Source organism: Rhizobium herbae (genome assembly GCF_019511375.1).
GTDB lineage: Bacteria > Pseudomonadota > Alphaproteobacteria > Rhizobiales > Rhizobiaceae > Pararhizobium > Pararhizobium herbae_A.
On the sequence record NZ_JAEUAO010000007.1, the window covers coordinates 202824 to 224342 of the forward strand.

At 60.6% G+C, this 21519-nt stretch carries 20 protein-coding genes and 3 tRNA genes; 21 read left to right on the forward strand and 2 right to left on the reverse strand.

Going from position 1 to position 21519, the window contains the following annotated elements; translation table 11 throughout:
- Positions 1-54: 54 nt before the first annotated feature.
- Together JNB71_RS23175 and JNB71_RS23180 are read right to left on the reverse strand one after the other, a co-directional pair.
- The gene (locus JNB71_RS23175) at positions 55-1119 is read right to left on the reverse strand and encodes a capsular polysaccharide biosynthesis protein (protein WP_220374134.1); all 1065 of its coding nucleotides are present in this window, start codon (positions 1117-1119) and stop codon (positions 55-57) included.
- 168 nt (positions 1120-1287) lie between these two features.
- Positions 1288-1363 (reverse strand) — tRNA-Val (locus tag JNB71_RS23180).
- Positions 1364-1762: 399 nt separating this feature from the next.
- Between JNB71_RS23180 and JNB71_RS23185 the strand changes: the two genes are divergently transcribed.
- The 21 genes from JNB71_RS23185 (at position 1763) to JNB71_RS23285 (ending at position 21508) form a co-directional block, all read left to right on the forward strand.
- Positions 1763-1839 (forward strand) — tRNA-Asp (locus tag JNB71_RS23185).
- Positions 1840-1886: 47 nt separating this feature from the next.
- A tRNA-Asp gene (locus tag JNB71_RS23190) sits at positions 1887-1963 on the forward strand.
- A 475-nt stretch (positions 1964-2438) separates the two neighbouring features.
- Positions 2439-2804 (forward strand): NADH-quinone oxidoreductase subunit A, encoded by a 366-nt coding sequence (locus JNB71_RS23195; protein WP_026203374.1) that lies wholly within the window; start codon positions 2439-2441, stop codon positions 2802-2804.
- Positions 2795-3373, forward strand: coding sequence for a NuoB/complex I 20 kDa subunit family protein (locus tag JNB71_RS23200; RefSeq protein WP_018325974.1), 579 nt, complete (start codon positions 2795-2797; stop codon positions 3371-3373). Before JNB71_RS23195 ends, JNB71_RS23200 begins: the two co-directional genes overlap by 10 nt.
- A gap of 17 nt (positions 3374-3390) precedes the next feature.
- On the forward strand, positions 3391-3993 hold the full coding sequence (locus tag JNB71_RS23205) for an NADH-quinone oxidoreductase subunit C (protein ID WP_220374135.1): 603 nt from the start codon (positions 3391-3393) through the stop codon (positions 3991-3993).
- A 37-nt stretch (positions 3994-4030) separates the two neighbouring features.
- Positions 4031-4411 (forward strand): four helix bundle protein, encoded by a 381-nt coding sequence (locus JNB71_RS23210; protein ID WP_220374136.1) that lies wholly within the window; start codon positions 4031-4033, stop codon positions 4409-4411.
- 68 nt (positions 4412-4479) lie between these two features.
- A complete protein-coding gene (locus JNB71_RS23215; RefSeq protein WP_220374137.1) occupies positions 4480-5670 on the forward strand; it encodes an NADH-quinone oxidoreductase subunit D in 1191 nt (396 codons plus the stop codon).
- A complete protein-coding gene (locus JNB71_RS23220; RefSeq protein ID WP_220374138.1) occupies positions 5670-5933 on the forward strand; it encodes a hypothetical protein in 264 nt (87 codons plus the stop codon). The genes JNB71_RS23215 and JNB71_RS23220 overlap by 1 nt, the downstream gene beginning before the upstream one ends.
- A 15-nt stretch (positions 5934-5948) precedes the next feature.
- Positions 5949-7073: an NADH-quinone oxidoreductase subunit E gene (locus JNB71_RS23225; protein WP_220374139.1), complete on the forward strand. Its 1125-nt coding sequence runs from the start codon at positions 5949-5951 to the stop codon at positions 7071-7073.
- A gap of 12 nt (positions 7074-7085) precedes the next feature.
- Entirely contained in the window at positions 7086-8390 is a 1305-nt protein-coding gene (gene nuoF, locus JNB71_RS23230) for an NADH-quinone oxidoreductase subunit NuoF (protein WP_112855532.1), read from the forward strand.
- 5 nt (positions 8391-8395) lie between these two features.
- Positions 8396-9070 carry an NADH:ubiquinone oxidoreductase gene (locus tag JNB71_RS23235; RefSeq protein WP_220374140.1) on the forward strand — a complete coding sequence of 225 codons (675 nt, stop codon included), beginning with the start codon at positions 8396-8398 and terminating at the stop codon, positions 9068-9070.
- A gap of 216 nt (positions 9071-9286) precedes the next feature.
- Positions 9287-11368, forward strand: coding sequence for an NADH-quinone oxidoreductase subunit NuoG (gene nuoG, locus JNB71_RS23240; protein ID WP_220374141.1), 2082 nt, complete (start codon positions 9287-9289; stop codon positions 11366-11368).
- Between the two features lie 21 nt (positions 11369-11389).
- Positions 11390-12433, forward strand: a complete 1044-nt coding sequence (gene nuoH, locus JNB71_RS23245; protein ID WP_018325966.1) for an NADH-quinone oxidoreductase subunit NuoH — start codon at positions 11390-11392, stop codon at positions 12431-12433.
- Positions 12434-12497: 64 nt separating this feature from the next.
- Positions 12498-12989 carry an NADH-quinone oxidoreductase subunit NuoI gene (gene nuoI, locus JNB71_RS23250; RefSeq protein ID WP_018325965.1) on the forward strand — a complete coding sequence of 164 codons (492 nt, stop codon included), beginning with the start codon at positions 12498-12500 and terminating at the stop codon, positions 12987-12989.
- A 139-nt stretch (positions 12990-13128) separates the two neighbouring features.
- A complete protein-coding gene (locus JNB71_RS23255) occupies positions 13129-13743 on the forward strand; it encodes an NADH-quinone oxidoreductase subunit J (protein ID WP_220374142.1) in 615 nt (204 codons plus the stop codon).
- Between the two features lie 28 nt (positions 13744-13771).
- Entirely contained in the window at positions 13772-14080 is a 309-nt protein-coding gene (gene nuoK / locus JNB71_RS23260; protein WP_037169335.1) for an NADH-quinone oxidoreductase subunit NuoK, read from the forward strand.
- Positions 14081-14087: 7 nt separating this feature from the next.
- Positions 14088-16085, forward strand: a complete 1998-nt coding sequence (nuoL, locus tag JNB71_RS23265) for an NADH-quinone oxidoreductase subunit L (protein WP_220374143.1) — start codon at positions 14088-14090, stop codon at positions 16083-16085.
- On the forward strand, positions 16085-17596 hold the full coding sequence (locus tag JNB71_RS23270) for an NADH-quinone oxidoreductase subunit M (protein ID WP_220374144.1): 1512 nt from the start codon (positions 16085-16087) through the stop codon (positions 17594-17596). The genes nuoL and JNB71_RS23270 overlap by 1 nt, the downstream gene beginning before the upstream one ends.
- Before the next feature lie 18 nt (positions 17597-17614).
- Positions 17615-19057 (forward strand): NADH-quinone oxidoreductase subunit NuoN, encoded by a 1443-nt coding sequence (gene nuoN, locus JNB71_RS23275; protein WP_220374145.1) that lies wholly within the window; start codon positions 17615-17617, stop codon positions 19055-19057.
- Positions 19054-19821: a biotin--[acetyl-CoA-carboxylase] ligase gene (locus JNB71_RS23280; RefSeq protein WP_220374146.1), complete on the forward strand. Its 768-nt coding sequence runs from the start codon at positions 19054-19056 to the stop codon at positions 19819-19821. The genes nuoN and JNB71_RS23280 overlap by 4 nt, the downstream gene beginning before the upstream one ends.
- Positions 19822-19840: 19 nt before the next feature.
- The gene (locus JNB71_RS23285; RefSeq protein WP_220374147.1) at positions 19841-21508 is read left to right on the forward strand and encodes a ribonuclease J; all 1668 of its coding nucleotides are present in this window, start codon (positions 19841-19843) and stop codon (positions 21506-21508) included.
- The last annotated feature ends 11 nt before the right edge of the window (positions 21509-21519 follow it).

Below are 21519 nucleotides of genomic sequence, written 5' to 3' on the forward strand. Positions count from 1 at the left end.
CGGCAACGGCGCGTCATCATGCATGGCGTTGCGGGATGTTTGCCTACGGCGCTTTCACTCTGCTTTGCCTGCGCGCTTCATCCGGTGCAGAAGTTCGAGACCTTCCTCGAAGCTGATGGTTTTTTTAGATTCCGGATCATAATAGGTCGGATAGAGAATATAGGCGGCCGCGAAGATCTCCTCGAAGGTTCGCCGCGCGGTACGGCGGGGGCAGGGTTGCCGGTCGTCCGTTACGCCCCAGCCGGCATAGAAGGGCATGCCGATGCACGTGACCTTGATCCCCCTGATGACGGCTTCAAAGCCGGCGAGGGACGTTATCGTATAGACATGGTCGATGGTCTGGAAGGCATCGGCCAGCGTGATGTCGCGATCGAGAATCTGGGCAATCGTTCTGACCTCCGCCGGCTTCGATCGGGCCGGTCTTGTGCCATGAAGGATTTCCGGGTGCGGCTTGTAGATGATCTGGGCGCCGGGGTTTTCTTTCGCGGCGATTCGCACAAGATCGTTGTTGTCAATCCGCGTTGCGCAGCCCTTGATGATCGACATGTCATCCTCGACCTGCCCCACGACGAGGACGCGCTTACGGTCCTTGGGGCCGTAAATCTCGTTGATGTCGACATCGGCCGACGTGTTGTATTTGCTGAGACGGGTTTGAATGAGGCGTGCAATTCCCATGCGGGCGCGCTCGAGCAACACCGGGTCGCCTGCGAAATCGTAGTTTTGAAGCAATCCCTCTAGCCGCGATTGTGCCGAGGGATCGTAATAGAGCACGGGAGAATCGAAACACAAGGAGAGAGGCGCGGCCTTGGTTGCCCCCAGGGCAACGGAACGGATGAAGCCGTCTTCAATTCTCACCAGCGGCACGCCGTGGCGTGTGCAGAAATCTTCCAGGAAGGCGGGATGCTTGTAGCCCCAGACGTATACTGCAGCGGATTGGGCTGCACGGATTTTCGGCGCCCAAACGATCTGAAACTCCAGCCGGGAGAAAAGGACACGGTTTCGCTGAAAAACCTGGTGGCCCGGAAGCCAGTTGCCGAGGTGACCCTTCCAGGAGCTCAGCCCGAAGACGAAGGCCGACGGCCTTGATTCTTCCCCCTGCGATTTCGACCAAAATGTCACGACAAACCCATCTGCATCAATTTCGCCTTACAACACTTCCCTGGGCGTCAAATTGGCCTGCCCCAACCCTTTAGGCAAGCGTTGCCTCGACCGAATGCGTTGATTGCGCAGGCAACTTTCGTCTTAACGGACGCATGGGCAGCAGGAACAAATATGTGGGGGAGGGTATGGTGGGCGATGAGAGACTCGAACTCCCGACATCCTCGGTGTAAACGAGGCGCTCTACCAACTGAGCTAATCGCCCTCGCGAAGCAGGATCAGTGTCCGCCGCGTCGGTGGCCGTGATCTATGCGTATCGGCGAAAAACCGCAAGAGCGTTTGCGAAGATTTTTTGATTTTTTTGCAGGCGACCGCGAATAAGCCAGGCAACAAGGCGATGAATGCGTTGTGGAAAACCGGCCGGCCTGCGATGCGCGACGGGCGCGCTCAGGTCGGGCCGGCATGATGGAGAGGGGGAACTCCCCGTCAGTGGTGCCTTTCCCATTGCGCTTCTTCGTCCCTGTGGAAACAATTCGCCGACTGTCATCGTTTTGTCTCCAAACGTGCTTGACACTAAAAGGCGAACCCCGTAGTTAGCCGCTCATCGAAGCGGCCAGTCCGGTTCGAGCGGATGCGAAAGCATCCGGATTGCTTGAAATGAAGTGCGGGTGTAGCTCAGTCGGTTAGAGTGCCGGCCTGTCACGCCGGAGGTCGCGGGTTCGAGCCCCGTCACTCGCGCCATTTCAAGAAAGCGCTTCTGCGCCAATCCGGGTTTGCGTCCATAGTGCGCGGGTGTAGCTCAGTCGGTTAGAGTGCCGGCCTGTCACGCCGGAGGTCGCGGGTTCGAGCCCCGTCACTCGCGCCATTTTCTTTCTTAAATCAGGAAATCAGCGATAGAAACTGGCGCCCGTTCGACCGGTTTGCGTAAGCCCCGCCAGGAACACGGCGTCGCCGCACGGCATCTCGACCCATGCGAATTCCGGATGGTGGCTATGCGATAACTTGCAGGCTGCAGGAAAGGGCAGGTTCGGGATCTTTAACGAAAGATTTCAATCGATTTTAGGGTGCGCGACCATATGTCCCTGAGGCTGCACGGCGAGGCTGTTGCCAAGCGTGGCGCCAGACAGCGCACGGGTTTCCCGCGATTCGTGCGCGACTTGCACCGATTGCGGCTTTTGCCCGGTCTGCATTCCGTCCGCGCAAGGGGATGAAAACCGTTCTGAAGGCTTGCACAGCGGCGCTGGCTGCGCTAACGACGGGGGCGTTGCAACATATTTTTCGGCCTGCGAGCTTTGTTTTTTGCGCTTCTCCAGCGCGCCTCGCAGGCAGGGACGGATACAATGACAGACCTTCTCGGTTCCTACATTCCGATCGCCATCTTCATCGGTATCTCGCTGGTTATCGGGCTGGCGCTGCTGATTGCGCCGTTCGCTGTCGCCTACAAGGCGCCCGACGATGAAAAGCTGTCGGCCTATGAGTGCGGCTTTAACGCATTCGATGACGCCCGCATGAAGTTCGACATCCGATTCTATCTCGTGTCGATTCTCTTCATCATCTTCGATCTCGAAGTGGCGTTCCTGTTTCCCTGGGCTGTTTCGTTCAAGGAGATGGGCTGGTTTGGTTTCTGGTCGATGATGGTCTTTCTCGGTGTGCTCACCATCGGCTTTATCTATGAATGGAAGAAGGGAGCGCTGGAATGGAACTGACCTCCAGCACCACGCTCGTTGCGCCAAGAGCGAAGGGGATCGTCGATCCCTCGACCGGCAAGCCGATCGGCAGCAATGACAAGTTCTTCGGCGAGATCAACAACGAGCTCGCCGACAAGGGTTTTCTGGTCACCTCGACGGACGAACTGATCAACTGGGCGCGCACCGGCTCGCTGATGTGGATGACCTTCGGCCTGGCCTGTTGCGCCGTCGAAATGATGCAGATGTCGATGCCGCGTTACGATGCCGAGCGCTTCGGTTTTGCGCCGCGCGCCTCGCCGCGCCAGTCTGACGTGATGATCGTCGCCGGCACGCTCACCAACAAGATGGCGCCGGCTCTGCGCAAGGTCTATGACCAGATGCCCGAGCCGCGCTACGTCATCTCGATGGGATCCTGCGCCAATGGCGGCGGCTACTATCACTATTCCTATTCGGTGGTGCGCGGCTGTGACCGCGTCGTGCCGGTCGATATCTACGTGCCAGGCTGTCCTCCGACGGCAGAGGCGCTCCTCTACGGGGTGCTTCTGCTGCAGAAGAAGATCCGCCGCACAGGCACGATCGAACGGTAAGGGCAGGGGACCTGATCATGAGTGAAGCCCTGAACGCACTGGCGACCTACATCCGCGAAACCCGCGGCGCGCTGATTTCCGACGCCACCGTTTCCTTCGGTGAGCTGACTCTGACGGCGACCGCGGACAATCTGATTGCGCTGTTGACCTTCCTGCGCGACGACGCCCGCTGCGGTTTCGTCAATTTTACAGATATCTGCGGTGTGGACTGGCCGCAGCGCCTCGACCGTTTCGATGTCGTCTATCATCTCCTGTCGCCGAAGCAGAACCTGCGCATCCGCATCAAGGTCGCAGTCGGCGAAGACCAGCCGGTGCCGTCGGCCTGCGCCGTGTATCCGGGCGCCGACTGGTTCGAGCGGGAAGCCTACGACATGTACGGCATCCTCTTCACCGGCCATCCGGACCTGCGCCGCATCCTGACCGACTACGGATTCGAAGGCTATCCGCTGCGCAAGGACTTTCCGACGACCGGTTTCGTCGAAGTGCGCTATGACGACGAAGCCAAGCGGGTCGTCTACGAGCCGGTCGAACTGAAGCAGGAATTCCGCAACTTCGACTTCATGTCGCCTTGGGAGGGAACGGACTACGTTCTGCCGGGGGATGAGAAGGCGAAGCAGTGAGCAGTGATTAGTCGGTAGTGATCAGGAAAGGCCTTAAGTGACGACAGGAATCAGTTCCTACCGTGATTTGAAGGTCTGGCAGTTGGCGATTGATATTTCGGTTGCCTGTTATGAAGTGACGAAGAGCTTTCCGAGGGAAGAGATATTCGGACTGACAAGCCAGATTAGACGCTCATCTGCATCCGTGGCAGCCAATATCGCGGAGGGCTATGGGCGAGAGAATCGAGGCTCATTTGTTCAATATCTCAAGATCGCGCAGGGCTCTTTGAAATTGTTGGAGACGCACTTGATCATCGCTGGACGAATTGGCCTTGTCGGCTCGTCGGTATTGAGCAAGCTGCTTGGTGACTGTGAAGAAAATGGAAAAATGCTGGGCGGGCTTATTCGGACTGTTCAGCGCAAGAAGGCCGATGAATAAGTTTTGCGGAAAATGACTACTCACGGCTCACTATTCACTAATCACATGCCAGCGCGGAGCGCGATAAAATGAACGAACACAACGTCCGTAATTTCAATATCAATTTCGGACCGCAGCATCCGGCCGCGCATGGCGTGCTGCGTCTTGTGCTTGAGCTCGACGGCGAAATCGTCGAGCGTGTCGATCCGCATATCGGCCTGCTGCACCGCGGCACCGAAAAGCTGATCGAGACCAAGACCTACCTGCAGGCGGTGCCCTATTTCGACCGGCTCGACTATGTCGCGCCGATGAACCAGGAACATGCCTATGCGTTGGCGGTGGAGAAGCTGACGGGAACGGAAGTGCCGATCCGCGGCCAGCTAATCCGCGTTCTCTATTCGGAAATCGGCCGCATCCTGTCGCACCTCTTGAACGTCACGACGCAGGCCATGGACGTCGGGGCACTAACGCCGCCGCTCTGGGGCTTCGAAGAACGCGAAAAGCTGATGGTTTTCTACGAGCGGGCCAGTGGCGCGCGCATGCACTCGGCCTATTTCCGCCCGGGCGGCGTTCACCAGGACCTGCCGCACGAGCTGGTCGAAGACATCGGCAAGTGGATCGATCCGTTCCTGAAGACCGTCGATGATATCGACGAACTCCTGACGGGCAACCGTATCTTCAAGCAGCGCAACGTCGATATCGGCGTCGTCAGCCTTGACGACGCCTGGGCCTGGGGTTTCTCCGGCGTCATGGTGCGCGGTTCGGGTGCCGCCTGGGATCTGCGAAAGGCGCAGCCCTACGAATGTTATGCTGACATGGATTTCGACATCCCGATCGGCAAGAATGGCGACTGCTACGACCGGTACCTGATCCGCATGATCGAGATGCGCGAAGCGGCCAAGATCATGCGCCAGTGCGTCAATCGCCTGCTCGGCGATGCAAAGATCGGCCCGGTTTCCTCGCTCGACGGCAAGGTCGTGCCGCCGAAGCGTGGCGAGATGAAGCGCTCGATGGAAGCGCTGATTCACCATTTCAAGCTCTATACCGAAGGCTATCACGTGCCCGAGGGCGAGGTTTACGCGGCCGTGGAAGCGCCGAAGGGCGAATTCGGCGTCTATCTGGTCTCCGACGGCACCAACAAGCCCTATCGTTGCAAGATCCGTGCACCGGGTTACGCGCATCTGCAGGCGATGGATTACATCTGTCGTGGCCACCAGCTGGCCGACGTATCGGCAATTCTTGGCTCGCTCGACATCGTATTCGGCGAGGTAGACCGCTGATGCGTCTGAGCACCCTGATGCTTTGCGGATCGATGCTTGCGGCGGCGCCGGCGTTTGCGCAGGAAACTGCCGCAGACGCCGGCGATCCGGCCATGGGCAATGCGTCGGGCAGCGGCATCGGCAAGCTCCTGAGCCAGGGCTATGAAATCAGGGCCGCCGTGCCGAATGGCGTGCGCTACATTGTATTCATGCAGAAAGACCAGTCAGCCTATGCCTGCGAGTTCGTCTCCCTGACGAAATCGCGGTGCGGTTCGATTAACTGATAAGGTGCGGGAAGAATGTCCGTTCGTCGACTAGCCGAGGAAAATGTCCAGCCAGCGAGCTTTGCCTTCAGCAAGGACAATGCGGCATGGGCCAAGGCCACGATCAAGAAATACCCGAAGGGCCGCGAGCAATCCGCGGTCATTCCGCTGTTGATGCGGGCGCAGGAACAGGATGGCTGGGTTACCCGGGCGGCAATCGAGAGCGTCGCCGACATGCTCGGCATGCCCTATATCCGCGTGCTCGAAGTCGCGACCTTCTACACCCAGTTCCAGCTGAAGCCGGTCGGCACGCGGGCCCATGTCCAGGTCTGCGGCACGACGCCCTGCATGCTGCGCGGCTCCGAGGACCTGATCAATCTCTGCAAGAAGCGCATTCATCCTGAGCCGCTGACGCCGAATGAGGCGGGCACGCTGTCGTGGGAAGAGGTGGAGTGTCAGGGCGCCTGCGTCAACGCGCCGATGGTGATGATCTTCAAGGACACCTATGAAGACCTGACGGTTCCGCAGCTGGAATATATCATCGACCGTTTCGACGCAGGCAAGGGCTCCGACGTCAAGCCAGGCCCGCAGATCGACCGCATCTACTCCGCGCCGGTAGGTGGCCCGACGACGCTGCTCGCTCCTGAAAAGAAGCCAGCTGTACCGCGCGCCAAAAAGGCAGGCGGCGAGGCGGCCGCAAGCGTACCTCCTTCCTATGCGGCGCGTCCAAAGACCGATGCCCCGGAGACCGATCCGACGCTGAAGACGCCGGCAACGGCAAAAGCGGAGTCGGCGGCGAACGACAGGATTGCCGGTGACACGAAGGCGGAGGGCGGCGTCGCCGCCAAGCCGGCGGTAGCCGCGGCAAAGCCGTCGCTTGCAGACAAGAACCGCCCTGCTGGCATCGAGAGGCCGGCGACGCCGGATGACCTGAAGCTGATTTCCGGCGTCGGTCCGAAGATCGAAGGCATCCTGCAGGAACTCGGAATCTTCACCTATGCGCAGGTCGCCGGCTGGAAAAAGGCCGAGCGCGAATGGGTGGACGGCTATCTGAATTTCAAGGGCCGCATCGAACGCGATGACTGGGTCAAGCAGGCCAAGGCGCTGGCCAAGGGCGGCGAAGCCGAATACATCAAAGTCTTCGGCAAGAAGCCGCGGTAAAGAGGTTTAGACATGCTCGCCGATAAAGATCGCATTTTTACCAACCTCTACGGCCTTCACGACAAGTCGCTGAAGGGCGCCATGAGCCGTGGCCATTGGGATGGCACCAAGCAGATTCTCGAAAAGGGCCGTGACTGGATCATCAACGAGATGAAGGCCTCGGGTCTTCGCGGCCGTGGCGGGGCAGGCTTCCCGACCGGGCTCAAATGGTCCTTCATGCCGAAGGAAAGCGACGGCCGTCCGCACTACCTCGTCGTCAATGCCGACGAGTCCGAGCCCGGCACGTGCAAGGACCGTGACATCATGCGCCACGATCCGCATACGCTGATCGAGGGCTGCCTGATCGCGAGCTTCGCCATGGGCGCGCACACCGCCTACATCTATGTTCGTGGCGAATATATCCGCGAGCGCGAGGCGCTGCAGGCGGCGATCGACGAATGCTATGACGCAGGCCTTCTCGGCATCAACAACAAGCACGGCTGGGACATGGACATCTACGTCCATCACGGCGCCGGCGCGTACATTTGCGGCGAGGAAACGGCCCTGCTCGAAAGCCTCGAAGGCAAGAAGGGCCAGCCGCGCCTGAAGCCGCCATTCCCGGCCAATATGGGCCTCTATGGCTGCCCGACGACGGTCAACAACGTCGAATCCATCGCCGTTGCGCCGACGATCCTGCGCCGCGGGGCCGGCTGGTTTTCGTCGATCGGCCGCCCGAACAATGTCGGCACGAAGCTGTTCATGGTTTCTGGCCACGTCAATCGGCCGTGCACCTTCGAGGATGCGATGGGTGTGCCGTTCCGCGAGATGATCGAACGCCATTGCGGCGGCATCCGCGGAGGCTGGGACAATCTTCTGGCAGTCATTCCGGGTGGCTCGTCCTGTCCGGTGGTCAAGGCCGAAGACATCATCGACGCGCCGATGGATTTCGACGGCATGCGCGATGTGAAGTCGTCCTTTGGTACAGCCGCCGTCATCGTCATGGATCGCTCGACCGACATCATCAAGGCAATCTGGCGGCTGGCCGCCTTCTACAAGCACGAAAGCTGCGGCCAGTGCACGCCATGCCGCGAAGGCACCGGCTGGATGATGCGCGTCATGGAGCGCATGGTTCAGGGCCGCGCCCAGAAGCGCGAAATCGACATGCTGTTCGACGTGACGAAACAGGTCGAAGGCCACACGATCTGCGCGCTCGGCGACGCGGCTGCATGGCCGATTCAGGGTCTGATCCGCAATTTCCGTCCGGAGATGGAAAAGCGGATCGACGAATACACCCGTAATTCGACATCGCATGGGGCGGTGCTGCAAGCAGCGGAGTAAGCGATATGACCAGGCCGGAACAGGATGCAAGCAAAGGAAATTGGGCAGGAACTGCCGGTCCTGCGGCTGATTCCCCGGCCGGTAGCGATCCGTACGACTTGGCTGCGTGGCTGAAGGATATGTCGAAGGCGCCGTTGCACCCGCTGATGCAGAACCCGGCGGCGGCGATGGCGGCGGCAACGGCGATCGGTCTCGGCATGACCAGTCACTTTGCCGGCTTGATGTTCGGCGCGATGGAGAGCATGACCAGGACGGCGCAGAAAGCCGCCAGCGCGACGGACGAGACGCTTGCGGCGGAAGCCGCCGAACCCGTTGCCGACGCGGCGCATGACGCACCGCCGACGAAAACCGAGACGCCAGCCAAGGCTCCGGTCAAGTCGAAGCCGGTGAAGGCAGAAAAGGCTCCACCGGTCAAGGCTGCGCCGGTCGAGGCAGACAAGCCCCACGAGCAGAAGGCTGCAGCTCGCATCGTCGAAACGCAGGCCGACGACCTGAAGCGGATTTCGGGCATCGGTCCGAAGTTGGAGCAGGTGCTGAACGGCATGGGCGTGCGGCGTTATGCCGATATCGCAGCGTGGAGCGATAAGGACGTGAAGCGTTTCGACGCGCAGCTCGGCTTTGGCGGCCGCATCGTGCGGGATGCCTGGGTCGAGCAGGCAAAGACCCTGATGAAGGGATGAGATTGAATTGGGACGGCGGCCGGTAGTGGTTTCCGTTCAAGAGGCTGCTGCATACTTCCCTAAAACCGGTTTCGGTTTAGGCAGAAATTATGCAGCAAATTTAAAGTGCTACAGCAACCCTTGCGCGTCATAAACGACGCGCGGCGCTGTAGAGTGCCGTTATGATATCTGTTCGCTGCTTTGGCTGGCGAATGAACGACAGGATTGAGTGCGAAGATGGCAAAGCTGAAAGTCGACGGAAAAGAGATCGAGGTCCCGGATCATTTCACGCTGCTGCAGGCGTGCGAGGAAGCCGGCGCCGAGGTTCCGCGCTTCTGTTTCCATGAGCGGCTGTCGGTCGCCGGAAACTGCCGCATGTGTCTGATCGAAGTGAAGGGCGGGCCGCCGAAACCGGCAGCGTCCTGCGCCATGGGTGTGCGCGACCTGCGTCCCGGCCCCAACGGCGAGGCGCCGGAAGTCTTCACGACCACGCCAATGGTCAAGAAGGCGCGCGAAGGCGTGATGGAATTCCTGCTGATCAACCATCCGCTCGACTGCCCGATCTGCGACCAGGGCGGCGAATGCGACCTGCAGGACCAGGCCATGGCCTTTGGTGTCGATTCGACCCGCTACACCGAGAACAAGCGCGCCGTCGAAGACAAGTATATCGGCCCGCTGGTCAAGACCGTGATGAACCGCTGCATCCACTGCACCCGTTGCGTCCGCTTCACCACCGAAGTTGCCGGCATCGCTGAACTGGGCCTGATCGGCCGCGGCGAGGATGCCGAGATCACCACCTATCTCGAACAGGCGATGACCTCCGAGCTGCAGGGCAACGTCGTTGACCTCTGCCCGGTCGGCGCACTGACCTCGAAGCCCTATGCCTTCAATGCCCGTCCGTGGGAACTCGGCAAGACCGAATCGATCGACGTCATGGATGCGGTCGGCTCGGCGATCCGCGTTGATACCCGCGGCCGCGAAGTGATGCGCGTCATGCCGCGCGTCAATGAGGAGATCAACGAAGAGTGGATTTCCGACAAGACCCGCTTCATCTGGGATGGCCTGAAGACCCAGCGGCTCGACCGCCCCTACGTGAAGAAGGACGGCCGTCTGCAGCCCGCCAGCTGGAACGAGGCCTTTGCGGCGATCAAGTCGGCAGTTGCCGGGACGAGCGGCGACAGGATCGGCGCGATCGCCGGCGATCTGGCCTCGGTCGAGGAAATGTATGCGCTGAAGGAACTGATCTCTTCGCTCGGCTCGAAGAACATCGATTGCCGCCAGGATGGCGCAGCGCTCGATCCGGCCTTCGGCCGTTCGAGCTACATCTTCAACCCGACGATCCAGGGCATCGAAAGCGCCGACGCGCTGCTGATCATCGGTTCGAACCCGCGCTTCGAGGGCTCGGTCCTGAACGCTCGCATCCGCAAGCGCTTCCGCATGGCCAACTTCCCGATCGGCGTCATCGGCGAGCAGGGCGAGCTTCGCTATTCCTATGAATATCTGGGCGCCGGCACCGACACGCTGGCCGAGCTGGTCGCCGGCAAGGGCAAGTTCCTGAGCGTCCTGAAGAAGGCGCAGCGCCCGATGATCATCATCGGCCAGGGTGCGATTTCGGGCGCCAACGGCGCTTCGGTGCTTGCAGCCGCGGCCAAGCTCGCGTGCGCCGTTGGCGCAGTTACCGCCGACTGGAACGGTTTTGCCGTCCTGCATACCGCCGCCGCCCGCGTCGGTGGCCTCGACCTCGGTTTCGTGCCGGGCGAGGGGGGCAAGACCGCCGCCGAAATGCTTGATGGCACGGACGTGCTCTTCCTGCTCGGCGCCGACGAGATGGATTTCTCGACGAAGACCGCCGGCTTCACAGTCTATATCGGTTCGCATGGTGACGAAGGGGCACATGTTGCCGACGTCATCCTGCCGGCTGCGACCTACACTGAAAAGTCCGGCACCTGGGTCAACACCGAAGGCCGGGTGCAGATGGGCAACCGCGCCGGTTTCGCGCCGGGCGATGCGCGCGAGGACTGGGCCATCATCCGCGCCCTGTCGGACGTGCTCGGCAAGCGCCTGCCGTTCGATTCGCTAAGCGAATTGCGTGCAAAGCTCTATGCGGCCTATCCGCATTTCGCCGAGATCGATACGATTGCACCAGCGGCCAGCGGTGAAATTGCCGCATTGGCACAAAAAGCCGGTGAGATGGCCAAATCGGTATTTGCGTCTCCGGTCAAAGACTTCTATTTGACGAACCCGATAGCACGCGCATCCGCCGTCATGGCCGAATGTTCGGCTTTGGCACGCAACAACTTCAAAGCTGCGGCGGAATGAGCGCGAGGGAATAAGACGAAAATGGACGCTTTCATTTCGACCTATGTGTGGCCAACGGCCCTCATGATCGCCCAGTCGCTGCTGCTTCTGGTCGCTCTCCTGATCTTCATCGCCTATATTCTGCTCGCTGACCGCAAGATCTGGGCCGCGGTGCAGATGCGCCGTGGACCGAATGTGGTAGGCCCCTGGGGACTTTTCCAGTCCTTCGCCGATCTCTTGAAGTTCGTCTTCAAGGAACCGGTGATCCCCGCCGGCTCGAACAAGGTGCTGTTCCTGCTGGCGCCGCTGGTTTCCGTCACCTTGGCGCTGGCCGCCTGGGCCGTTATTCCGCTCAATGCAAACTGGGTGATGGCAAACATCAATGTCGGCATCCTTTATGTATTCGCCATTTCGTCGCTTGAAGTCTATGGCGTTATCATCGGCGGCTGGGCATCGAACTCGAAATATCCGTTCCTCAGCGCGTTGCGCTCGGCAGCGCAAATGGTTTCCTACGAGGTCTCGATCGGCTTCGTCATCGTCACCGTCCTGTTGTGCGCCGGCTCGCTGAACCTGACGGATATCGTCGATTCACAGCGTGACGGCCTCGGCACGATGATCGGTCTGCCCGGCTCGTTCCTCGATTGGTACTGGCTGCCACTGTTTCCGATGTTCATCGTCTTCTTTATCTCGGCGCTGGCTGAAACCAACCGTCCGCCCTTCGATCTCGTCGAGGCGGAATCGGAACTGGTCGCCGGCTTCATGGTCGAATACGGCTCGACCCCGTACATGATGTTCATGCTCGGCGAGTACGCCGCCATCTGCCTGATGTGCGCGCTGACGACGATCCTGTTCCTCGGCGGTTGGCTGCCTCCGGTCGACGTCTGGTTCCTCAATTGGGTTCCCGGCATCATCTGGTTCGTCCTGAAGGCCTCGATGGTGTTCTTCATGTTCGCCATGGTGAAGGCTTTCGTGCCGCGCTACCGCTACGACCAACTGATGCGGCTCGGCTGGAAGGTCTTCCTTCCGCTGTCGCTCGCCATGGTCTTCATTGTTGCAGTCGTGCTGAAACTGGTGGTGTGGGCCTGATGTCCGTTTCCCGTTTCGCAATATTCGCCGGCGCGTCCCAGGCCGGCTTGTTTGGAGGTTGATGATGGCAAGTCTGTCGCAAGCCGTCAGTTCGCTGTTCCTCAAGGAATTCGTCGGTGCGTTCTTCCTGTCGATGCGCTATTTCTTCGCACCGAAGTCGACGCTGAATTACCCGTTCGAAAAAGGCCCCGTCAGCCCGCGCTTCCGCGGCGAGCATGCGCTGCGCCGCTATCCGAACGGCGAAGAGCGCTGCATCGCCTGCAAGCTGTGCGAGGCGATCTGTCCTGCCCAGGCGATCACCATCGAAGCCGGCCCGCGCCGTAACGACGGCACGCGCCGCACCGTTCGCTACGACATCGACATGGTGAAGTGCATCTATTGCGGTTTCTGCCAGGAAGCCTGTCCGGTGGACGCGATCGTCGAAGGCCCGAACTTCGAGTTCGCCACCGAGACGCGTGAAGAGCTCTACTACGACAAGGAGCGCCTGCTCGCCAACGGCGACCGTTGGGAGCGGGAAATCGCCCGCAACATCGCAATGGACTCGCCTTACCGCTGAGACCTTTCGATGGGACTGCGCCTGCCTTGCCGGGCAGGCGTCAACGAGATTTTGGGCGGGCCGGGACAACCGGTTCGCCAGTGGGAAAGGGTGGCCTGTCGGTCATTCCTGCCCGGGGAAGACGAAAAAGGCACCGATCATGGGTCTGCAGGCTCTTTTTTTCTATCTTTTTTCATTCGTCGCCGTTGCGTCGGCGTTCATGGTCATTTCCGCACGAAACCCGGTTTATTCCGTGCTGTTCCTGATCCTGACGTTCTTCAACGCGGCCGGCCTGTTCCTGCTGACCGGAGCCGAGTTCCTCGCGATGATCCTGCTGGTCGTCTATATCGGCGCGGTTGCGGTTCTTTTCCTCTTCGTGGTGATGATGCTCGACATCGATTTCACCGAACTGAGGGCAGGGGTGCTCGACTATGCGCCGGTCGGCGCGCTGATCGGCCTGGTGCTCGCGGCTGAATTGATCATCGTGGTCGGCGGCAGCACGCTGTCGCCGGAAATCGCCAAGTCGATTTCGATGCCGATCCCGGCGATCACGGAGCGGACCAACACGGCAGCGCTCGGTGACGTGCTCTATACGCACTATGTCTACTTCTTCCAGATCGCCGGCCTCGTTCTGCTGGTGGCAATGATCGGCGCCATCGTGCTGACGCTGCGCCATCGCCAGAACATCAAGCGCCAGGACATTCCCACGCAGGTTGCCCGCTCGCCGAAGACCGCTGTCGAAGTGGTCAAGGTCAAGTCGGGTCAGGGCCTTTAAGACGGACGCGGGTCAAGGAACAATCATCATGGAAATCGGTATTTCCCACTATCTGACCGTCAGCGCCATCCTGTTCACGCTCGGCGTCTTCGGCATCTTCCTCAACCGGAAGAACGTCATCATCATCCTGATGTCGGTGGAACTCATCCTGCTTGCGGTGAACATCAACATGGTCGCCTTCTCGTCGTTCCTGAACGACATCACCGGCCAGGTGTTCGCCTTGTTCATTCTGACCGTCGCGGCCGCGGAAGCCGCCATCGGTCTTGCAATTCTCGTCGTCTTCTACCGCAACCGCGGCTCGATCGCCGTCGAAGACGTCAACATGATGAAGGGTTGAGCGGGCCATGAATGCGATTATTCAAGCCATCGTCTTCCTGCCGCTGATCGGCTTCCTGATCGCGGGCCTGTTCGGCACCTCGATCGGTGCCAAGGCGTCGGAATATGTCACCACCGGCTTCATGGTGATTGTCGCCGTGCTGTCGTGGTTCGTCTTCTTCAACGTCGCGCTCGGCGAGACGGAGATGATCAGGGTCACGGTGATGCGCTGGATCCAGTCCGGCAGCTTCGATGCCGAGTGGGCCTTCCGCGTCGATACGCTGACGGCGGTGATGTTCGTCGTCGTCAACACGGTATCGTGCCTGGTTCATGTCTACTCGATCGGCTACATGCACCATGATCCGAACCGGCCGCGTTTCTTTGCCTATCTGTCGCTGTTCACCTTCGCGATGCTGATGCTCATAACGTCTGACAACTTGCTGCAGATGTTCTTCGGCTGGGAGGGGGTCGGTCTTGCTTCCTATCTGCTGATCGGCTTCTGGTACAAGAAGCCGTCGGCAAATGCTGCGGCGATCAAGGCCTTCATCGTCAACCGCGTCGGTGACTTCGGCTTTGCGCTCGGTATCTTCGGCGTCTTCGTGCTGTTCGGCTCCATCAGCTTCGAAACGATCTTCGCGACGGCCGCAAGCTATCTGCCGGCCGAGGGTGCCACTGAAGGCGGCGAAGCCGTCATCAACCTGTTCGGCATGCACCTCGACAAGCCGCACGCCGTCACCGCCATCTGCCTGCTGCTGTTCATGGGCGCGATGGGCAAGTCGGCGCAGTTCCTGCTGCACACCTGGCTGCCGGACGCCATGGAAGGCCCGACGCCTGTGTCGGCGCTCATCCATGCCGCAACCATGGTCACCGCCGGTGTCTTTCTCGTCGCTCGCATGTCGCCGCTGTTCGAGTTGACCGAGGACGCCCGCACCGTCGTCGTGCTGATCGGCGCCGTCACGGCGTTCTTCGCAGCGACCGTCGGTCTCGTGCAGAACGACATCAAGCGCGTCATCGCCTATTCGACCTGCTCGCAGCTCGGCTACATGTTCGTCGCGCTCGGCGTCGGCGCCTATGGCGCGGGTATCTTCCACCTGTTCACGCACGCCTTCTTCAAGGCGCTGCTGTTCCTTGGCGCCGGCTCGGTTATCCATGCCGTCGATGGCGAGCAGGACATGCGGTTCATGGGCGGGCTGCGCAGGCATATCCCGTGGACCTACTGGATGATGTTCATCGGCACGATCGCGCTGACCGGGGTCGGCATTCCGGGCACCGTCATCGGCACTGCCGGCTTCTTCTCGAAGGACGCGATTATCGAATCGACCTTCGCCTCGCACAGCGTGCTCTCCGGTTTCGCCTTCTCGCTGCTGGTGATTGCCGCCCTGTTCACGAGCTTCTATTCTTGGCGTCTGACCTTCATGACCTTCCACGGCACGCCGCGCGCGTCGCATGAGGTCATGCACCACGTCCATGAATCGCCTCAGGTCATGCTTGTGCCGCTTTACCTTCTCGGCGCCGGCGCGCTCCTCGCGGGCTTCCTGTTCCACGACTATTTCTTCGGTCACGACTACAATCACTTCTGGCAGGGCGCACTGTTCACGCTGCCGGAGAACGAACTGCTCGAGGAATATCACCATGTCCCGCTCTGGGTGAAATGGAGCCCGTTCTGCGCCATGGCGCTCGGCCTGATCACCGCCTGGTACATGTATATCCGCTCGCCTGAAACGCCGAAATATCTGGCCAATCAGCACCGCGTTCTCTACCAGTTCCTGCTCAACAAGTGGTACTTCGACGAGATCTACGACTTCCTGTTCGTCCGTCCGGCCAAGCGCCTCGGCACCTTCCTGTGGAAGGAAGGTGACGGCAGGGTCATCGACGGCTTTGGCCCGAACGGCATCGCCGCGCGCGTCATGGACGTCACCGACCGAGTTGTTCGCCTGCAGACCGGTTACCTCTATCACTATGCCTTCGTGATGCTGATCGGCATTGCGGCGCTCGTTACCTGGATGATGCTCGGGAGCTCCTTCTGATGACCGATTGGCCCATTCTTTCCGCGGTCACCTTCCTGCCACTGGCCGGCGTTGTTGTTCTGCTTCTGATGCGTGAAGACAGCGCGGCCGGGCGCCGCAACATCCTGAATGTCTCGCTTTTCACGACGATCGTCACGTTCCTTGTGTCGCTGTGGGTCTGGTGGGACTTCGACTACGCCAATCCCGGCTTCCAGATGATCGAGAAGCACGCCTGGCTCGGTACGGGCATTTCCTATCATCTCGGCGTGGACGGCATTTCAGTCCTTTTCGTCGTCCTTTCAGCATTCCTGATGCCCTTCTGCGTGCTGGCAAGCTGGTTGACCATCGAGAAGCGCCTGAAGGCGTACATGATCGCCTTCCTGCTTCTGGAAGTGTTCATGGTCGGCGTTTTCGTGTCGCTCGACATCGTGCTCTTCTACGTCTTCTTCGAAGCAGGCCTCATTCCGATGTTCATCATCATCGGGGTCTGGGGCGGCAAGGATCGCGTCTACGCGTCCTACAAGTTCTTCCTCTATACGCTGCTCGGCTCGGTGCTGATGCTGCTCGCCATCATGGCGATGTACTGGCAGGCCGGCACGACCGATATGGTCGAACTGCTTGCCTACAACTTCCCGCGCCAGATGCAGACCTGGCTATGGTTGGCCTTCTTCGCATCCTTTGCGGTGAAGATGCCGATGTGGCCGGTCCATACCTGGCTTCCCGATGCGCACGTCCAGGCGCCGACGGCAGGCTCGGTCATCCTGGCGGGTATCCTCCTGAAGCTCGGCGGCTACGGCTTCCTGCGTTTTTCGCTGCCGATGTTCCCGCTCGCCTCCGAGTATTTTGCGCCGATGGTCTTCTCGCTGTCGATCGTTGCCATCATCTACACCTCGCTGGTGGCGATGATGCAGTCCGACATCAAGAAGCTGATCGCCTATTCGTCGGTCGCCCATATGGGTTATGTGACGATGGGAATTTTCGCGGCCAATACGCAGGGCGTACAGGGCGCGATCTTCCAGATGCTGTCGCACGGCATCGTCTCCGGCGCGCTCTTCCTTTGCGTCGGCGTCGTCTATGACCGTACCCACACCCGCGAGATCAGCGCCTATGGCGGCCTCGTCAACAACATGCCGAAATATGCGGTCGCCTTCATGGTCTTCACCATGGCCAATGTCGGCCTTCCCGGCACGTCCGGCTTCGTCGGCGAAATCACCACGTTGCTCGGTGCCTTCCGGGCAAACACCTGGGTTGCCTTCTTCGCGACGTCCGGCGTCATTCTTTCGGCCTGCTACGCGCTCTGGCTCTACCGCCGCGTGATCTTCGGCGCACTCGAGAAGGACAGCCTGAAGTCGCTGCTCGACCTCTCGGGCCGCGAGAAGGCCATTCTCTATCCGCTGGTCGTGCTGACCATCTTCTTCGGCGTCTATCCGGCGCCGGTGTTCGATGCGACGGCTGCTTCGGTGGATCTCCTCGTGAACAACTACACTGCCGCCGTGCAGGCCGCGCAAGACGTTGCGCTTTCGGCGAAATGACGACAGGACGGGATTGAAATGACTGCTGAAACATTCCTTGCTAGCCTGCACCTGTCGACGCCGGAGCTGATCCTTGCGGTCGGCGCCATGGTCCTGTTGATGATCGGTGTGTTCACGGGCGAAAAATCGTCCGGACTGGTCACCGGCCTTGCGGTTGGCCTGCTTGCCGTTTCGGGGGCCTGGCTGATCTGGCAGACCGGCGATGGTCAGGCCTATGGCGGCGTGTTCCTCTCCGACCCGTTCGCCCGGTTCATGAAGGTGCTGACGTTGGCCGGCTCCATGGCCACGCTGATCATGTCGGCGGGCGAGGCTCGCTCGGCGGGTATAGACCGCTTCGAGTTTCCGGTGCTGGTCGTGCTGGCAACGCTCGGCATGCTGCTGATGATTTCGGCCAACGACCTCATCTCCGTCTATCTCGCGCTCGAACTGCAGTCGCTGGCGCTTTATGTCGTCGCCGCGATGCACCGCGACAACCTCCGTTCGACGGAAGCCGGCCTCAAATATTTCGTTCTCGGCGCGCTGTCGTCGGGCATGCTGCTCTACGGCATGTCGCTGGTTTACGGCTTCACCGGCCATACCGGTTTCGAGGCCATCGCGTCGGCTCTGTCGGCCGAAGGTCGTTCGCTCGGCCTGGTGTTTGGGCTCGTCTTCATTCTTGCCGGCGTCGCCTTCAAGATTTCGGCCGTTCCGTTCCACATGTGGACGCCGGACGTCTATGAGGGTGCGCCGACGCCGGTCACGGCATTCTTCGCCGCCGCACCGAAGATCGCGGCGATGGCGATGCTTATCCGTCTGGTCATCACGCCATTCGAGCCGATCGTTGCCGACTGGCGCCAGATCGTCGTCTTCATCTCGATCGCGTCTATGCTGCTCGGCGCATTTGCGGCGATCGGCCAGAGGAACATCAAGCGACTGATGGCCTACTCGTCGATTGGCCACATGGGCTATGCGCTCGTCGGTCTTGCCAGCGGTTCGATGGCCGGTGTGCGCGGCGTGCTGATCTACATGCTGGTCTATATGGTCATGACGCTTGGCACCTTCGCCTGCATTCTGGCGATGAAGCGCAAGGACGGCAATCACGTCGAAAACGTCGACGACCTTGCCGGCCTGTCGCAGACCAATCCGCTGATGGCGACGGTCTTGACGGTTATGATGTTCTCGCTGGCCGGCATTCCGCCGCTTGCAGGCTTCTTCGCCAAGTATTTCGTGTTCATGGCGGCAGTCGAGGCGCAGCTTTACGCACTGGCGATCATCGGCGTTCTGGCCTCGGTCGTGGGGGCCTATTACTACCTGCGTGTCATCAAGCTGATGTGGTTCGATGAAGCCAAGGGCGAATTCGCGCGTCCATCGGGCGTTCTGCGTCTCGTCTACGGTCTCTCCGGTCTGTTCGTGGCCGCCTATGTGCTGATCGGCGGACCGATCGGTACGGCGGCCGAAGTTGCAGCGCGGACCTTCTTTTGACGGGCCAGGACCGGATCGGCAGGTTGGCGCTCGATGATTTCCGGCATACCGCGCTTGGCGATGTCGGATCGACGAACACCGAATGCCTGATCCGTGCCCGCGCGGGTGATCCGGGACTTCACTGGATCACCGCGACACGGCAGCTGGAGGGACGAGGGCGGCGCGGCCGGGCCTGGACTTCGGAGCCTGGCAATCTCTACGCCTCGCTGCTGTTGATCGATCCGGCGCCGATGGACAGGCTTCACTCGCTGCCGCTGGCTGTAGCCGTCGCCGTGCATCGGGCAATCCAGGCGGTCATGCCGCCGGGATCCAACCCCGTATCAATCAAATGGCCAAACGACATCCTGATTGCCGGCAAGAAGTGCTGCGGTATCCTGCTCGAAGGCGAGGGATTGCCTGATGGCAGGCACGCACTGGTCATTGGCTGCGGCGTCAATGTCGCGCACGCACCCGACCACGCGCTCTATCCCGTCACCTGCCTGCAGGCGGAAGGGGCAGCGGTGTCGCCAGAAGAATTGTTTGCCCACCTGTTTCGCAGCATGGGCGAGGTATTGAGCATTTGGAACCGCGGGCAGGGTATCGCCGAAATTATTGCCCAATGGCGGGCGGCGGCCGGTGGTATAGGCCAGAAGATCACGGTCAACCTGCCGGACCGCTCGCTTTCCGGACGGTTCGAAGGCATAGATGAAGACGGCCGGCTGATGCTCGACATGGGTGCAGGCGTGGTCCACCGCATCGCCGCAGGCGATGTATTTTTCGGATAAAACAAGGCGCAATCATTCAATGAGCAAACAAGACGAACTCGTCTTCCTCCCGCTGGGCGGGGTTGGGGAAATCGGCATGAACCTGGCTCTTTATGGCTATGGTGCGCCGTCCAGCCGCCAGTGGATCATGGTTGATTGCGGCGTCACCTTTCCGGGACCGGAGCTGCCCGGCGTCGATCTGGTGCTGCCGGATATCCGCTTTCTCGCGGAGGAGCGCAAGAACCTCAAGGGTATCATCATCACCCATGCCCATGAAGATCACTATGGCGCGCTCGCCGATCTCTGGCCCGGCCTCAACGTTCCCGTCTACGCATCACCATTTACCGATGGCATGCTTGATGCCAAACGCAATTACGAGCGCACGCGCGCTGATGTGCCGATCACCATCTTCAAGCAGGGCGACCGGATCAATGTTGGTCCGTTCGAGATCGAGGCGGTCGGCGTCAACCATTCGATCCCCGAGCCGATTTCCCTGGTGATCCGCACGCCGCTCGGCAATATCGTCCATACCGGCGACTGGAAGATCGATCATGCGCCTACCCTTGGTCCGCTGACGGACGAGGCACGGTTCCGCGCGATCGGCGATGAGGGCGTGCTGGCGCTGATGTGTGACAGCACCAATGCGATGCGCGATGGCGTATCGCCCCAGGAAGAAGAGGTTTCGGCAAGCCTCACCAAGATCATCGAGAACGCCACCGGCCGCGTCGCCATCACCACTTTCTCGTCCAATGTCGGCCGCATCCGCTCGATCGCCAAGGCATCCGCCGCCGCCGGTCGCGAAGTCCTTCTGCTTGGCAGTTCGATGAAGCGTGTCTGCGACGTGGCCCGCGATGTCGGCCTTATGGAAGGTTTGAACCCCTTCATCGCTGAAGACGAATTCGGCTATATCCCGCGGGACAAGGTCGTGGTGATCCTGACCGGCAGCCAGGGTGAGGCCCGGGCGGCGCTGGCAAAGCTTTCTCGGGACGAGATGCGCAACGTCGCTTTGACGGCGGGCGACACCGTGGTGTTTTCTTCTCGCGCCATTCCCGGAAACGAGAAGGCGATCAACGACATCAAGAACGGCCTCGTCGAACAGGGCATCCATATCGTCACCGACTCCGAAGCCCTCGTGCATGTTTCCGGCCACCCCCGCCGGCACGAGTTGCAGCAAATGTATGAATGGACGCGGCCGCAGATTCTCGTGCCGGTCCACGGCGAGGCGGCACATCTGACCGCACAGGCGGAACTCGGCCTGCAATCCGGCATCAAGACGGTTCCGCGGGTGCGCAATGGCGACATACTGCGGTTGGCACCGGGGCCGGCAACGGTGATCGGAACGGCGCCGCATGGGCGTATCTACAAGGACGGCGGCCTGATCGGCGATTTCGAGGAGATGGGTATCGGCGAACGCCGCAAGCTGTCCTTTGCCGGCCATGTGTCCGTCAATGTCGTGCTCGACGAGCGGTATGATTTCAACGCCGATCCGGAGGTCGTTGCCATCGGCCTTCCCGAATTCGACGATGAGGGCGAGGACATGAACGACACGCTCTATGATGCGGTGCTTGGCGCCGTCGAAAGCATACCGCGCGGCAAGCGCAAGGATCTTGCCATGGTGCAGGAAGCGGTTCGACGGGCGGTTCGCGGCACCGCCAACGAGGTTTGGGGCAAGAAGCCGGTCGTCACCGTGTTCATCAACAAGCTCTGACGGCCACGAGA